Origin of the sequence: Streptomyces sp. RK62, from assembly GCF_018070255.1 — a bacterium.
Lineage (GTDB): Bacteria > Actinomycetota > Actinomycetes > Streptomycetales > Streptomycetaceae > Streptomyces > Streptomyces nigra.
In genome coordinates, this window is the sequence record NZ_JAGPYD010000017.1 from 143,883 (window position 1) to 158,520 (window position 14,638).

General features: G+C 73.0%; 14 protein-coding genes. 10 read left to right on the plus strand and 4 right to left on the minus strand.

Translation table 11 applies throughout. The features are described from left to right. Positions 1–301: 301 nt before the first annotated feature. The 4 genes from KBY32_RS29595 to KBY32_RS29610 are packed head-to-tail and all read left to right on the plus strand — an operon-like array spanning position 302 to position 6,753. Positions 302–1,144 (plus strand): glycosyltransferase family 2 protein, encoded by an 843-nt coding sequence (locus KBY32_RS29595; RefSeq protein WP_115506273.1) that lies wholly within the window; start codon positions 302–304, stop codon positions 1,142–1,144. Next, positions 1,141–2,145, plus strand: coding sequence for a glycosyltransferase family 2 protein (locus tag KBY32_RS29600; protein ID WP_210982259.1), 1,005 nt, complete (start codon positions 1,141–1,143; stop codon positions 2,143–2,145). Before KBY32_RS29595 ends, KBY32_RS29600 begins: the two co-directional genes overlap by 4 nt. Then, positions 2,142–2,942: a polysaccharide deacetylase family protein gene (locus KBY32_RS29605; protein ID WP_210982260.1), complete on the plus strand. Its 801-nt coding sequence runs from the start codon at positions 2,142–2,144 to the stop codon at positions 2,940–2,942. The genes KBY32_RS29600 and KBY32_RS29605 overlap by 4 nt, the downstream gene beginning before the upstream one ends. Continuing rightward, the gene (locus KBY32_RS29610) at positions 2,935–6,753 is read left to right on the plus strand and encodes a lipopolysaccharide biosynthesis protein (protein ID WP_210982261.1); all 3,819 of its coding nucleotides are present in this window, start codon (positions 2,935–2,937) and stop codon (positions 6,751–6,753) included. The genes KBY32_RS29605 and KBY32_RS29610 overlap by 8 nt, the downstream gene beginning before the upstream one ends. A 15-nt stretch (positions 6,754–6,768) precedes the next feature. Here KBY32_RS29610 and KBY32_RS29615 read toward each other — a convergent pair whose 3' ends face one another. Beyond that, positions 6,769–8,181, minus strand: a complete 1,413-nt coding sequence (locus KBY32_RS29615) for a xylan 1,4-beta-xylosidase (protein WP_210982262.1) — start codon at positions 8,179–8,181, stop codon at positions 6,769–6,771. A 132-nt stretch (positions 8,182–8,313) separates the two neighbouring features. Between KBY32_RS29615 and KBY32_RS29620 the strand changes: the two genes are divergently transcribed. Together KBY32_RS29620 and KBY32_RS29625 are read left to right on the plus strand one after the other, a co-directional pair. After that, positions 8,314–9,408, plus strand: a complete 1,095-nt coding sequence (locus KBY32_RS29620; RefSeq protein ID WP_151783261.1) for a DUF5925 domain-containing protein — start codon at positions 8,314–8,316, stop codon at positions 9,406–9,408. 16 nt (positions 9,409–9,424) lie between these two features. Beyond that, positions 9,425–10,219 carry a DUF72 domain-containing protein gene (locus tag KBY32_RS29625; protein WP_210982263.1) on the plus strand — a complete coding sequence of 265 codons (795 nt, stop codon included), beginning with the start codon at positions 9,425–9,427 and terminating at the stop codon, positions 10,217–10,219. Here KBY32_RS29625 and KBY32_RS29630 read toward each other — a convergent pair. Further along, complete coding sequence (locus KBY32_RS29630; RefSeq protein WP_210982264.1) at positions 10,207–10,578, minus strand: GntR family transcriptional regulator; 372 nt, start codon at positions 10,576–10,578, stop codon at positions 10,207–10,209. The genes KBY32_RS29625 and KBY32_RS29630 overlap by 13 nt on opposite strands. Before the next feature lie 70 nt (positions 10,579–10,648). On the opposite strand from KBY32_RS29630, the gene KBY32_RS29635 reads away from it, so the two are divergent. Then, complete coding sequence (locus KBY32_RS29635) at positions 10,649–11,578, plus strand: GNAT family N-acetyltransferase (RefSeq protein WP_210982265.1); 930 nt, start codon at positions 10,649–10,651, stop codon at positions 11,576–11,578. After that, positions 11,559–12,062 (plus strand): DUF402 domain-containing protein, encoded by a 504-nt coding sequence (locus KBY32_RS29640; protein WP_210982266.1) that lies wholly within the window; start codon positions 11,559–11,561, stop codon positions 12,060–12,062. The genes KBY32_RS29635 and KBY32_RS29640 overlap by 20 nt, the downstream gene beginning before the upstream one ends. A gap of 32 nt (positions 12,063–12,094) precedes the next feature. Here KBY32_RS29640 and KBY32_RS29645 read toward each other — a convergent pair whose 3' ends face one another. After that, entirely contained in the window at positions 12,095–12,712 is a 618-nt protein-coding gene (locus tag KBY32_RS29645) for a class I SAM-dependent methyltransferase (RefSeq protein WP_210982267.1), read from the minus strand. 145 nt (positions 12,713–12,857) lie between these two features. On the opposite strand from KBY32_RS29645, the gene KBY32_RS35735 reads away from it, so the two are divergent. After that, positions 12,858–12,992: a hypothetical protein gene (locus KBY32_RS35735; protein WP_107096784.1), complete on the plus strand. Its 135-nt coding sequence runs from the start codon at positions 12,858–12,860 to the stop codon at positions 12,990–12,992. A gap of 31 nt (positions 12,993–13,023) precedes the next feature. Here KBY32_RS35735 and KBY32_RS29650 read toward each other — a convergent pair whose 3' ends face one another. Beyond that, complete coding sequence (locus tag KBY32_RS29650) at positions 13,024–13,473, minus strand: GNAT family N-acetyltransferase (RefSeq protein ID WP_210982268.1); 450 nt, start codon at positions 13,471–13,473, stop codon at positions 13,024–13,026. Between the two features lie 165 nt (positions 13,474–13,638). Here KBY32_RS29650 and KBY32_RS29655 point away from each other — a divergent pair, with 165 nt between their 5' ends. Then, positions 13,639–14,628 (plus strand): lytic polysaccharide monooxygenase, encoded by a 990-nt coding sequence (locus KBY32_RS29655; protein WP_210982269.1) that lies wholly within the window; start codon positions 13,639–13,641, stop codon positions 14,626–14,628. Positions 14,629–14,638 lie beyond the last annotated feature (10 nt).

The window sequence follows — 14,638 nt, forward strand, 5'->3', positions numbered from 1 at the left end:
GTACATCTCACCCGCATCGGACGGTCGGCCCGCGGCTCCAGGGGAGGGACCGAGGGACCGCAGGACGGCACCGGAGCGGGACGCGGTAGGGGGGTGCTCGGTGAACGTGTCCGCATGTTCGACCGAGTCGTGCCGCGCGACCGGCCGCCGCTCTTTCGGGTGGCCGGCCAGACATGCCAGCTCACCACGGACACGGCCGGAGCCAGTCGCCGTGCCGGGGTGAGACAACCCCCCTTTCGAACCGGACACTTCACCGGGCCGCCCAGGGGCGGGCGGTCCACCGGACGAGAGGGACCGACTCATGAGTTCTGTGCTGCGCCCGGCGGTCCCGGGCCACGATCCGTCACCGGCCGGCTACCGGCCCGTCTCCTCGCACCTGGCCATCGCACCGCCCGTGAGCGTGGTGATCCCGGCCATGAACGAGGCGGAGAACCTTCCGTACGTCTTCAAGACCCTGCCGGACTGGATCCACGAGGTGGTCCTGGTGGACGGCAACTCCACCGACGGGACCGTCGAGGTGGCCCGTGAGCTGTGGCCCGAGGTGAAGGTCGTGCGCCAGCGCGGCAAGGGCAAGGGGGATGCCCTGATCACCGGGTTCGAGGCGGCCACCGGCGACATCATCGTCATGGTCGACGCGGACGGCTCCGCCGACGGCAACGAGATCCTGAGCTATGTCTCCGCCCTGGTCTCGGGCGCGGACTTCGCGAAGGGCTCGCGGTTCGCCAACGGCGGCGGCACCGACGACATGACGCTCATCCGCAAGCTCGGCAACTGGGCGCTGTGCACGGCCGTCAACCGCAAGTTCGGTGCCCGCTACACCGACCTCTGCTACGGGTACAACGCGTTCTGGCGGCACTGCCTGGACAAGATCGACCTCGACTGCACCGGCTTCGAGGTGGAGACCCTGATGAACATCCGGGTCGTCAAGGCCGGGCTGAAGGTGCAGGAGATACCGAGCCACGAGTACCTCCGCATCCACGGCACCAGCAATCTGCGGGCCGTGCGCGACGGCCTGCGGGTGCTGCGGGTCATCCTCAGTGAGCGCTCCAACCGGCGTGCGCTGCGCCGCCGCAGCGCCGCCGCGCACTCCCCCGTGCTCACCTCGGTCGGTTCGCGCTCCTCGGTCCGGGGAGAGACGTCTTGAGCGGTCCCGGCGTCTCCGTCGTGATCTGCGTCTACACCGAGGACCGCTGGGAGGACATCCTCGCCGCGGTCGCCTCGGTGCGGGCGCAGGCGTACCCGGCCCTGGAGACCCTGCTGGTCGTCGACCACAACCAGGCGCTCCTGGACCGGCTGGCCAAGGAGTACAAGGAGACGCCCGAGGTGCGGGTGCTGGCCAACGCGGGTCCGCGCGGTCTGTCGGCCGGCCGCAACACGGGGATCGCGGCCTCCCGCGGGGAGGTCGTCGCGTTCCTCGACGACGACGCCGTCGCCGAGCGGGACTGGCTGAAGTACTTCGCGGAAGGGTACGACGATCCGCGGGTCATGGCCGTCGGCGGGCGCACCGAGCCGATCTGGGCGTCCGGCCGCCGCCCGGACTGGTTCCCGGAGGAGTTCGACTGGGTCGTCGGCTGCACCTACCGGGGCCTGCCCGGCGGCCGGACGAAGGTGCGCAACGTCCTCGGGGGCAACGCCTCGTTCCGCCGTACGGCCTTCGACGTCGCGGGCGGTTTCGCGACCGGCATCGGCCGCGACGGCGACCGGCTGCCGCTGGGCTGCGAGGAGACGGAGCTGTGCATCCGGCTCACCCGTGCCCGGCCGGACGCGGTGCTGCTGATCGACGACCGTGCGGTCATCCACCACCGGGTGCCCGGGCCGCGGGAGCGCTTCCGGTACTTCCGCACCCGCACCTACGCGGAGGGCCTGTCGAAGGCCCTGGTGGCCCGCAGTGTGGGCGCGGACAAGGGGCTGGAGTCCGAACGCCGGTACACGACCCGGGTTTTGCCGGCCGGGGTGGCGCGCGGCCTGCGGGACGCGCTGCTCACCCGGCCGGGGGGCGCGGGGCGGGCGGGCGCGATCGTGGCGGGGGTGCTGACGGCGGCCGGTGGGTACGTCGTCGGGAGTGTCCGCGTGCGCCGGGGCGGCGCCACGTACGCGGTGGCCGGGATCGAGGGATCGCCGGGCGCCGAAGGGGGGACGGGATGAGCGATACGCCGGTGCCGATCCTGATGTACCACGCGGTCTCCACCGCGCCGAACGACGCGACCCGCGAGCTGTCGGTGGCGCCGGAGGCGTTCGCCGAGCAGATGGCCCTGATCGGCGACCTGGGGCTGACGCCGGTGCGGACGGCTGAGCTCGCCGAGCACTGGCGCTCCGGGAAGCCGCTGCCCGAGCGGCCGGTGCTGATCACCTTCGACGACGGCTACGCGGGCGTGCACCGGCACGCCCTGCCCGTGCTGCGCGCCCACGGCTTCACGGCCACGGTGTTCGTCTCCACGGGCTGGCTGAAGGGCCCGCACGACATGGGCGGCGGCCTGGACACCATGCTGGACTGGGAGCAGGTACGCGAACTGGCCGCCGCCGGCGTGGAGATCGGCGGCCACAGCCACACCCATCCGCAGCTCGACCAGCTCCCCGACGACCGGCTGCGCTCGGAGCTCATCCTGTGCCGGGAGATCGTCTCCGACCAGCTGGGCACGGCTCCCGTCTCGTTCGCCTATCCGTACGGCTACTCCAGCCGCCGGGTGCGCGAGGCGGTGCGGGAGACCGGGTACGCCCAGGCGCTCGCCGTCGGCAACGGCCTCGCCCGGCGCCGGCAGGGCCCGTACCGGCTCACCCGGCTCACCGTGCGCCGCACGACCGGTGCCGAGGAGTTCGGGCGGCTGGTCGAGGGCCGTGCCATCGCCCGTACGTTCGCCAGGGACCGTGCCCTGACCAAGGGGTACGCCGTGGTCCGCAGAGCCCGTCAGGTCCGCCGGAAGGCCATCCGTACCCGTGTCTGACACGACGACCACCACCGAGCCCGCCCCCGCCGACGCGACGGCGCCCGAGAAGCCGGGGCGCCGCCTTCGCCTGCCCGGCCTGGGCAGGTCCTCCGGCGGCGGCAGCCAGCTGTTCCGCAACGCCTACGCCCTGATGATCAACACCGGGGTGTCGGCGGTGCTGGGGCTGGGCTTCTGGCTGGCCGCCGCCCGCTACTACTCCGAGTCCGCCGTCGGCCAGGGGTCGGCGGCGATCGCCGCGATGAAGTTCCTCGCCGGACTGACGGCGGTGGCGCTGACCGGGGCGCTGGCCCGGTTCATACCGGTGGCCGGGCGGACGACGGGCCGCCTCATCTTCCGTACGTACGCGGGAAGCTGTGTAGTGGTGGCGCTGGCCGCCGGGGTGTTCCTGCTGACGCTGGACCTGTGGGGGCCGTCGTACCGGTTCCTGCAGGGCCCGCTGAACGGGCTGTTCTTCGTCCTGGCGGTCGTCGCCTGGAATCTGCTCACCCTGCAGGACGGGGTGCTGACCGGGCTGCGCAGCGCGGTATGGGTGCCCGTCGGCAACACCGTGTTCTCGGCGGTGAAGCTGGGCCTGCTGGTGGCGTTCGCGGTGGCGATCCCGACCGCCGGGGTCTTCGTGTCGTGGGTGGCGGCGATCGCGGTGTCGGTGCTGCCGCTGGGCTGGCTGGTGTTCCGCCGGCTGGTGCCCCGGCACATGGCGGCGACCGAGGAGCACGCGCGGCCGCCGTCGCTGCGGGAGGTCGGCCGGTTCCTGGCCGGGGACTACACCGGCTCCCTGTTCTCCCTCGCCGTCGTCTACCTCATCCCGGTGATCGTGGCGGCCCGGGTCTCCGCCGAGGACAACGCGTACTTCTACATCACCGCCACCATCGGCGGCACCGTGAACCTGCTCGCCATCAACATGGGCGCCTCGCTGACCGTGGAGGGCTCGCACGCGCCGGGACGGCTGGCCGGCGACACCCGTGCCGCGCTCGTCCGCATGGCCCGCATCATGGTGCCGGTCTCGGCGGTGCTGTTCTTCGGGGCGCCCTGGATCCTGGGCGTGTTCGGCGCGGGCTACGCGGACGCGGCGACCCCGCTGCTGCGCTGGTTCGCGGTGGGCGGGCTGCTGCGGGTCGTCATGGAGACGTACTTCGCGGTGCTGCGTGCGCAGAGCCGTACCGCGGGACTGGCCTGGCTGCAGGGGCTGTTGTGCGCCCTGGTGCTGGGTCTGACGCTGCTCCTGCTGCCCCGGATGGGGCTGACGGGCGCCGGTGTCGCCGAGATCGCCGCGCTCTCGGTGATCGTCGCGATCGCCGCGCCCCGGCTGTACCGGACAGTGCGGGGCTCCGGCGCGGAGGTACCCGAGGACGCGGCCCCCGACGGCGATCTGGCCGACCTGGGGGCGCGCGAGACGTCCACGGGGGCGCGCAAGGGCTGGGCGCTGGACAGCGACACCCTCGCGCTCGGCATCCATGTCGACTTCGACCATCTGGAACGCCGGCCCGACGTCCGGCCCGGACCGGGCACCCCGCCCACGGGCACCCCGCGGATCCGCCCTCAGCACCGGCCCACCTGGGCCCGCGCGGCGGAGGCGGGGCTGCCGCTGGAGTCGGGGCGGGAGCCGGGCGCGGAGGCGTCGGCGGGTCCCGGCGAGGTGGACGCGCCGTTCGAGGACGCCTTCGACGCGGGCAAGGGCGAGGTGACGGCCGCCGTGGAGGAACCCGAAGCGGCACCCGAGGAGGCCGTACTCGAGAAGTCCGTGCCCGAGGAGTCCGTACGACGGCCCGCCGCGGCCGGACGGCGGAAGCTGCTGCCGCCGACCCGGGTCGGTGTCGTGCTGGGCTGTCTGCTGGTGGCGGCGCTGCTGCTGTACTGGGTGCCCGCGCTGCGGCTCGGGGAGAGCGACCTGGACGGCATGGGCGGGCTCGGGCTGATCTCGGTGCTGCCGCCGCCGACGCTGCTGGGCGCGGCCCTGCTGACCGTCGTGTTCGCCTCGCTGCTGTGGCTGAACCGCGAGCACCGGGCGCTGCTGCTGGTCACGCTGCTCGCGACGGTCGTGTCGCTGCACGCCCTGCCCGCGCTGATCGAGACCGAGCCGCGGTTCGCGACGGCCTGGCAGCATCTGGGCTTCCTCGACTACATCGACCGCACCGGTTCCGCCGTGCCCGACCTGGACGCGCGCTGGAGCTGGCCGGGCTTCTTCGCGGCGGCCGCGTTCGTCGCGCGGGCCTGCGGGGTCGAGGACCTGACCGAGGTCGTCCGCTGGTGGCCGACGGCCATCCAACTGCTGTACCTGGTGCCGATGTTCCTGCTGGTCCGCCATATGCGGGCGAGCTGGCGGGCCAAGTGGACCGGCGTCTGGGTCTTCGTGCTGGCCGGCTGGGTGGGCCAGGACTACTTCTCCCCGCAGGGCTTCACGTATCTGCTGTATCTGGCCTTCGCGGCCGTCCTGCTGGTCTGGTTCCGCGCCCCGCGCGTGATCTGGACGCGGCGCCGGCCCGGCGAGCTGGAGGTGGAGCCGGCGGACCGGCGGCAGCGGGCCGTGCTGCTGGCGGTGGTGATCGGGCTGTTCGCGGCCAGTGTCCCCGCCCACCAGCTGACCCCGTTCGTGATGCTGGGCGTGGTGACGGCGCTGGTGCTGGTCGGCCGGAGCGAACTGCGTGGGCTGCCCGTCCTGTTCGGCGTGATGGTGACCGCGTGGATCGGCTTCCTCGCCGAGCCGTACTGGTCGGGGCACTTCGACGAGCTGTTCGGCGGGGTCGGCGGGGTCGGCGGGAATGTCACCTCCTCCGTCTCCGGCCGGATCGAGGGCGGCAGTTCGACCCACCAGCTCGTGCTGTACGTCCGTGTCCTGCTGGCCGGCGGCGTGATGGCGTTCGCCTGCTGGGGCTGGTGGCGCCGGCGCTTCCACCACTACCGGGAGCGCTCGCTGCTCGTCCTGACCTTCGTGCCGTTCCTCGGCTTCGGCATGCAGTCGTACGGCGGTGAGATGGCTCTGCGGGTCTTCATGTTCGCCCTGCCCGGGGCGGCCCTGCTCACCGGGCTGGCGCTCTTCCCGCGCACCGGCGTCACCGCCGAGGAGCGCGAGAAGGACCGGGTGAGCCTCGCCCCGCTGGCCGCGCTCATGGCGGGCCTGGTCCTCATGGGCGGCTTCCTGGTGGCCCGGTGGGGCAACGAGCCGTTCGAGCGGGTGCGGCCCGGCGAGGTCGCCGCCATGGAGTACGTGTACGCCCACGACGATCCGAGTCTGCGGCTGCTGTGGCTGAGCAGCGACCCGGTCGAGGACGTGACGCCCGCGATGCCGTGGGGCGCCCGGGACATGGAGAAGGTCTCCTATCTGCCGACGCAGGCGCCGGCCGACCCGGTCCTGGTGTCGGGCCTGGTGAAGGCGCTGAAGGACGCGGGCCCGAACTCGTATCTGATGGTCAACCGGGGGCAGGTGACGTTCCTGCGGCTGGACGTGGGCTACTCGCCGACCTGGGAGACCCGGCTGCTGAAGAACCTGGACGCCAGGCCCGAGCTGAAGCGGGTCTTCGCCAACGCGGACGTCACCATGTACGCACTGCGCGAGCAGCCGGAGGGCGCGGTGCCGAAGGCCGATCCGGGTCCGATCGGGCCGCAGGTGACATGGACGCCGTGGTCGGTGGTCGGCGGTATCGCGGCGGTCGCGCTGATCCTGCTGCTGGCGGCCCGCGAGATCGTGCGGGTGGCGACGCCGCCGGGCGTGCGGCAGCTGAGCCGGCTGCAGAGCAGTTTCTGGTTCTCGCTGCCGCTGCTCGCGGTGCTGCTCGCCTCGCTGGTGCAGCGGTTCCTGACGATCGAGTAGGCGGGGTGGGGTGGCTCAGCGTCCGAGCCACCTGACCTCGTAGGCCTGCAGCTCGGTCTTCCTGCCGTCGATCTTCACGGTGGTGCGCCGGTCGAGGGTGTTCACGGCGAGGATCACCTCGTCCGCGGCGAGCACCCGGACTCCGGGCTCGTCCACGGACACCTTCCGGTACCGGGTCCCCGGCGGGAACTCCGCGCCGAACCGCGCGAGCAGGCCGTACATGGGCAGTTCGGCGCCGCCGCGCGCGGTGTCCGTCGGCGTCCACAGACAGCCGGCGCAGTCGGTGCCCGTCTCGTTCTCCGGGTTCCAGTAGAAGGCGGAGGTGGTGCCGCCCTCGGCCAGCGCGATCAGCCCGGTGGCGTGCACGGCGACCCGGCGGGCCTCGGACCAGCCCTCGCGTTCGTCGTCGCCGTCGGCGGGTTCGACGTAGTACTCCGCCCACCACAGCGGCAGGTCGCCGGTCTGCTCGCGCACCCAGCGGCTGACGTCGGTGAACTTCCCGGTGGCCGTGAACTCGTCGGGCAGCAGCTCGTCGTCGCGGGTGTAGCTGGAGCCGTCCACGACGACGAAGTCGGCGCCCGCCTTGTGCTCGTTCCAGTACCGGAAGGCGTCGACGGTCCGCCGGTCGAGGGCGCCCCAAGGGCCCGTGACGGCCTTGGACGCCTCGTGCGCGCGCGGGTCGACGCTGTCCATCACCAGGTACGGCCCGCCGACCATGATGTCCCGGTCGACCTTCTTCAGCGCCCGGTACACCAGGTTGTACAGCTCGGTGTAGCCCTCGTGGTCCCAGCGGCCCTCGGCGTCGTTCCAGAACCCCTTGAACTCGTTCCAGACGATGAAGTGCCGTACGTCCGGGTAGCGTTTGGCGACGGTCGCGGCGAGCGCCGCGTAGTCGTCGAAGTGTTCGGGGTCGGGCGCGGTCTCCAGGGCGGCCTGGCTCCAGTCGGTGGCGTCGACGCCGGGCTCTCCGCCCTTCATCCAGTCCGGTGCGCAGCACAGGGTGACGACCGGGGTGCCGCCGGAGGCGCGGACGAAGTCGATGCGCCGGTCCATCGCCTCGAAGTCGTAACGCCCGCGCACCGGTTCGGGGTTGTCGGCGCCCCAGCCCATGAGGTGCTGGATCTGCGGCAGTCCCCCGTCGCCGGCGATCCGGCGCTCGACGCGTGCCACGGCGGCCGGGGCGCCCTCGTCGGCGCTGTGCTGGGTGTGGGTGAACCCCCAGCCGACCTCCGGGTCCTTCGCGTGCGGGGCGGCCGTGGGGGTGCCGTGCACCTTGTCCCCGTCGCGTGTGGTGCCGCCGGTGTCCACGCCGTTGCCCGGCAGTGTGCTGAGGAGGGTCACCAGCAGGGCCAGAGCCGCCGCGCCCACACCGAGCAGCGCGGTGAGCCGCCACCGCCGTGCCCCCGAATTCCACCCATGACGTCCCATCAAGGACAACGGTAACGGGGGTGACCGCCGCCTGGGCAGGTTTCGGCGGCACACGGTCCACCGGCGGCACGGGACGGGGACGCGACGGGGAAACCGGGTGCACGGCGACCGGCTGTGACGGATCATGGCCGCATGTCTGCGAACCCACACGACGCTCTGCCGATCCGGCTCAACGTCGACGACAGCGACTCGCCGTCCGACGTCGTCGACGCGCTGTTCCTCGGCCGCTTCGCGACGGGCGAGCAGCCGTACGCGCACGCGGCGAACATCGACCGCGTCCGGTCCGGGGCGACCCTGCTGCCGCCGGGCGCGCGGGTGCTGCGCGCGGCCCGCGACGACGACCGCAGCGCCACGCTGGCGGAGGGCGACGGCTGGACCCTGCTGATCTCGCGCTGGAACCGCGGCGCCGACGTCACCGTGACCGCCACCAGCGAGGAGCTGGCGGCGCGTGTGCTGGGCGAGGCGACGGACGGCGCCGCCGACGAGCCCGAACCGCAGCCGGAGAACGTGACCATGGGCTTCTGGTACGTCTCCCCCCGGCGCGGCCCGCACCGCACGACCCGGCAGATCTCGGCGGGCACCTGGGAGGAGGTGCGGCCCAACTACACGGCGCCGGTGGCGGACGCGATGGACCGGCTGATGAAGACGACGCCGGAGGACATCGCGGGCCGTCTCCTGCTGCTGCACGGCCCGCCCGGCACCGGCAAGACGTCGGCGCTGCGGACGCTGGCCCGCTCGTGGCGCGACTGGTGCCAGGTGGACTGCGTCCTGGACCCCGAGCGGCTGTTCGGCGACGTCGGGTATCTGATGGACATCGCGATCGGCGAGGACGACTCCACCGGCAAGGGCCGCTGGCGGCTGCTGCTCCTGGAGGACTGCGACGAACTGATCCGGGGCGAGGCCAAGCACACGGCGGGCCAGGCGCTGTCGCGGCTGCTGAACCTCACCGACGGCCTGCTCGGGCAGGGCCGCAACGTCCTGGTCGGCGTCACCACCAACGAGGACCTGGAGCGGCTGCACCCGGCCGTGGTCCGCCCGGGCCGCTGTCTGGCCCGCATCGAGGTGGGGCCGCTGACCCGCCCGGAGGCGATCGGCTGGCTCGGCACGGACGAGGGCGTGGGCCGCGAGGGCGCCACCCTGGCCGAGCTGTACGCGCTGAAGCGGGGCACCTCGCCGACATCGCTCCCGGACCCGCGGGACGGCGCGGACGCCGGGCTGTACCTGTAGGTGTTTTAGTGGACGTATGACCCTGTTCGTCGGCACCTCGGGGTGGCAGTACCGGGACTGGCGCGGCGTCCTGTACCCGGCGGACGTGCCCATGCGGCGCTGGCTGGAGGAGTACGCGGCCCACTTCGCCGCGGTCGAGCTCAACAACGCCTTCTACCGGCTCCCGTCACGCGAGAACTTCGAGGCGTGGCGGGAGCGGGTGCCCGGCGACTTCGTGGTCGCGGTGAAGGCGAGCCGCTATCTGACCCACATCAAACGGCTGCGGGACCCCGAGGAGCCGGTGCAGCGGCTGATGACCCACGCCGAGGGCCTCGGCGACCGGCTGGGCCCGGTCCTGCTGCAGCTGCCGCCGACACTGCGGGCGGACACCGGACTGCTGGACGCCTGCCTGGCCTGCTTCCCGGCGGGCGTCCGGGTCGCCGTCGAGCCCCGGCACGACAGCTGGTGGACGTCCGGGACACGGGACGTCCTTCAGGCCCGGGGCGCCGCCCTGTGCTGGGCCGACGTGCAGTCCCGCCCGGTGACCCCGCTGTGGCGCACGGCCGGCTGGGGGTACGTCCGCTTCCATGTGGGCCGCGCCCGGCACTGGCCGCACTACGGCCGGCAGGCGCTGGAGACCTGGGTGCGGCGCATCGCCGACACCTGGTCGGCGGACGAGGACGTGTACGCGTACTTCAACAACGACCCGACGGGCGCGGCGGTCGAGGACGCCATGACGTTCGCGCGGGCGGCGCGCCGGGCGGGCCGCGAGCCGACCCGTACACCGGAGCGCCTGCCGGGCCCGGCCGAGAAGGCGGCTCAGTCCTCGTAGGCCGCCCGCAGCGCGTCCCGTACGGTCCGCAGCGCCGCGTCCTCGTCCAGGCCGAGCCGGCGGGCCCGCTCCGCGTAGACCTGGGCGGCCGACGCCGCCTCCCGTTCCGCGGCAGAGCCGGCGGCGGCGATGAAGGTGCCGTTGCGGCCCCGCGTCTCGATCACCCCGTCGCTCTCCAGGGCCCGGTACGCCTTGGCGACGGTGTTGGCCGCCAGGCCCAGCGACTGGGCGAGCCCGCGCACGGTCGGCAGCCGGTAGCCCACCGGCAGCACCCCCGACCGTGCCTGCTCGGAGATCTGCGCCCGCACCTGCTCGTACGGCGCGACGGCACTGTCGTCGATGTGGATCTTCAAGGTCACAGGCCGATTCTCCCGTACCCGCCGGAAAATGAGAGGCACCCCCGGCGGTTCCCCGTCTAGCGTGCGCGCCATGACCGTGATCGTGCGCGACCTGCGCGGCGAAGACCCCGACGACGTCGAGCGGTTCGTCCACTGCCGCCACCTCGGCCTTCCCTACATGCTGTGGAACGCGGACGCGGTCCGCCACCACCAGACGCACACCCACCCCCACGCCCACTACCGGTCCCTGGTGGCGGAGGAGGACGGTGAGACCATCGGCACGGCCCAGACCGGACTCGCGTACGACAGCCCGGAGCCCGGCCAGGGCTACCTCAACGTCTATGTACGGCCGGACCGCACGGGGCGCGGCGCGGGCCGGCTGCTGGTGCGGGCCGCCGAGGAGCATCTGGCGGCGCGGGGCGCGACCCGGCTGTTCTCCTGGGTCCTCGACGAGCCCGGGCACCGCGCGTTCGCCGAGCGCCGCGGCTACCGGCCCAGCCGTTCCTCCCACTTCCTGCGCCTGGACCTGGCCGGCGCTGCGCTTCCCCCGCTCCAGGACCCGCCGCCCGGTGTCGAACTGCGCACCGCCGCGGACTTCGCGGACGACCCGCGCCCGCTGTTCCTGCTGGACACCGAGGCCACGTCGGACGAACCGAGCGACGTACAGGCCGAGTTGACCGACTACGAGGCCTGGCTGCGGGAGACCTGGCAGCACCCCCTCCTCGACCTTGACCTCACCACGGTCGCCGTGGCCGACGGCCGTCCCGTCGCCTTCAGCGTCGCGCACACGGACCGCGCCACGCGCTACGCGACGGCCATGACCGGCACGGCACGCGCCCATCGCGGCCGGGGCCTGGCCAAACTGGCCAAGACCCACTCCCTGCACCGCGCCCGCGCGGCGGGGTACACGGAGGCCCTGACCGGCAACGACAGCGACAACGCGCCCATGCTGGCGATCAACCGCCGGCTCGGCTACGAGATCTGTGCGACGGAGGTGCGGCATGTCCGCGAACTCGGCTGACCGGCCCGGCCGGCTGGACGTGGTGCTCGTCAAGGGCGGGCGTACGAAGATCCGTTACGCGGCGGAGCTGCTGGACGACGACGGCGTCCGCGTCGCCGTCCGCGCCCCGTGGGCCGGCTCCGGGGTCCGCGACTTCGGCTTCGTGCGCTTCGAGCCGGGCGACGTCTTCACCGAGTACTACTGGCGGGACCGCTGGTACTCGGTGAAGGAGGTCCGCGCCGCCTCGGGCACCCGCAAGGGCTGGTACTGCGACGTGACCCGCCCGGCCGCGCTGGCCGGCGGCGAGCTGGTCGTGGAGGACCTCGACCTGGACCTGTGGTGCTCGGCCGACGGGACGCAGGTGCGCCGGCTCGACGAGGACGAGTTCGCCGAGAGCTGCCTGGCCGAGACCGACCCCGGGGCCGCCGCCGCGGCGGTCGCCGCCCTGGACGAGCTGGAGGCGCGCGCGAGGGGCGAGGGCGGCCTGGAGTCGCTCCTGCGGTAGGTCACCGCGGAACGGCGACGACCGCCGGCAGGTCACCGCGGAACGGCGACGACCGCGTACCGCTGGTCGGTGACGCTCCTCCCCCACAGCCGGGCGTCGTCCGACAGCTGCTCCACGCGGACGTCCCCGGCCAGCGGGGCGAGCAGGCCCGTGAGCCGGTCCACCGGTATGCCGGCCGGGCTCACCGTGCCCCACACGCCCTCCACCAGCACCACCCGTCCCCCCGGCCGCAGCAGCCCCACCCAGTGCCGCAGCACGCGCGCGGGGTCCGGGAGCGTCCACAGGACATGCCGGACGAGCACGGCGTCGAACCGGTCCTCGCCGACCGGCGGCCCCGCCGCGTCACCGACGAGGAACACCGCGTCACGCCCGGCGAGCTTGGCGCGGGCGCGCTCCACCATCGCCGGCGACAGGTCGACCCCCGTCACCCGGTGTCCCTGCTCCGACGCGAGGAGCGACAGACTGCCGGTGCCGCAGCCGATGTCGAGGACGTCGCCGGGGCGGGCGGGCAGCCAGGAGCGCAGCCGGTCCGCCCAGGCCTGCCGCACCTCGGGGTCGCGCAGACCGTGGTCGGGCTCGTCGTCGAAGGTGGGCGCGGCGGCGTCCCAGTCCGTGTACGCACTGCTCAGAGACTGTTCACCGTTCGTCATGGGCCCATCGTGACACCCGCCACTGACAACGGGATTCGTGACGGCCGCCACTGACAGGACCTGCGGCGATGAGGAACTCTCCCCGGACGCGTCTACCTCCGTGCCAACGCGGAACACGGTAGGCACTGCACCGAAGGAGGCAGCCATGCGCCGGACAACCGTGCAGAAGCCCCTGAAGAAGTCGGATGCTCGCAGGGTTCGCGAGGAGGCGGATCAGTCCCCGTCGGGACGACCCGAGATCCGCAAGGACATCGCCCGCACCTGGTGGCCGGAAGGCTGAGACGCCGCGCCGTCCGCCGTACCGGACCGGATCAGCCGAGCCGCTTGATGTAGTGCAGGCGGTCGTAGGGCCCGCTCACGCGCCGCTCGACGACCTCGTAGCCGTACTTCGGGTAGATCTTCTGGTTCTCCCACATCATCGCGTTCGTGTAGAGCCTGACCTCCGGCAGGCCGAGGGCACGCGCGTGTGCCTCGACGAACCGCAGCAGCCGTCCCCCGACGCCCTGCCCCTGGGCGCCGGGGTGCACGGCGACGGTGTCCAGGTACAGATGGTCGGGGTGCGCCTCGATCACCACCAGCCCGGTCACGGGCCGCCCCGTCACATACACCTTCCCCGCCGCCACATTCGCCGCGTGGTCGGCCTCCATGGGCACGGGCACCACCCCGATGCGCTCGATGTACGGCGTGAACGCCGCGTCGATCACGGCCTGCACGGCCGGTACGTCGGCGGCCGTGGCCGGCCGGATCAGCTCGCTCGTCATGGGACGACGGTAGCTACCTGATCCCAGTCTGAGCGCTTCCTTAAGGCGACCCTAAAGATCGCCATCAGCCCTCTCCGGCAGGCGATTTCGGCGTTCATCCGGGCTAACTTCTGATCGCCCCCACGGGATTCACCCCCTGCACCAGGCCCCACGAGGAGATCAGCCATGCCCGCACGCCGCAAGGCCGCCGCAGTCGCCGCGCTCGGTCTGACGCCGCTCGCCCTGACCGCTCTCGCCGCCGCGCCCGCCTCGGCGCACGGTTCGCTGGGGGACCCGGTCAGCCGGGTCTCGCAGTGCTACGCGGAGGGCCCGGAGAGCCCGAAGTCCGCCGCGTGCAAGGCGGCCGTCGCGGCCGGCGGCACCCAGGCCCTGTACGACTGGAACGGCATCCGCATCGGCGACGCGGGCGGCCGGCACCAGGAGCTGATCCCGGACGGGAAGCTGTGCAGCGCGAACAACGCGGAGTTCAAGGGCCTCGACCTGGCCCGCGCGGACTGGCCGGCGACGAGCGTGAGCAGCGGGTCGTACACCTTCAAGTACCGGGTCACCGCCCCGCACAAGGGCACCTTCAAGGTGTACGTCACCAAGCCGGGCTACGACCCGTCGAAGCCGCTGGCCTGGGGTGACCTGGATCTGGCGAACCCGGTGGCGACCGCCACCGACCCGGCGGCCGAGGGCGGCTTCTACACCTTCTCCGGCCGGCTCCCGGAGCGGTCCGGCAAGCAGATGCTGTACACGGTCTGGCAGCGCTCGGACAGCCCGGAGGCGTTCTACTCCTGCTCGGACGTCACCTTCGGCGACGGTTCCAACCAGGCTCCGGAGGCGCCGGCCTCGCAGGAGCCGGCGGCCCCGAGCGCCTCCGCGCCCTCCGAGGAGCAGATCGAGGCGGGTACGGAGAAGTCGACGGTCGAGCACGGCGGCCACGGCGACCAGGACGCCCGTACGTCGGCGGAGCCGGCCGCGGCCGATCCGACGCCCGCCGCCGCCCAGGCCAACCGGCCGAAGGCGGCCTCCGCCGGGGAGAACCTGGCGGAGACGGGAGGGGACGCCTCCACCGGGTATCTGGCGGTGGGCGGCGCGGCCACGCTGGCGCTCGGCTCGGCGGTCCTGTTCGCGTCGGTGCGCCGGCGGGCTGCGGGCGGCGCCCGGCGCTGATCCCTCGGGT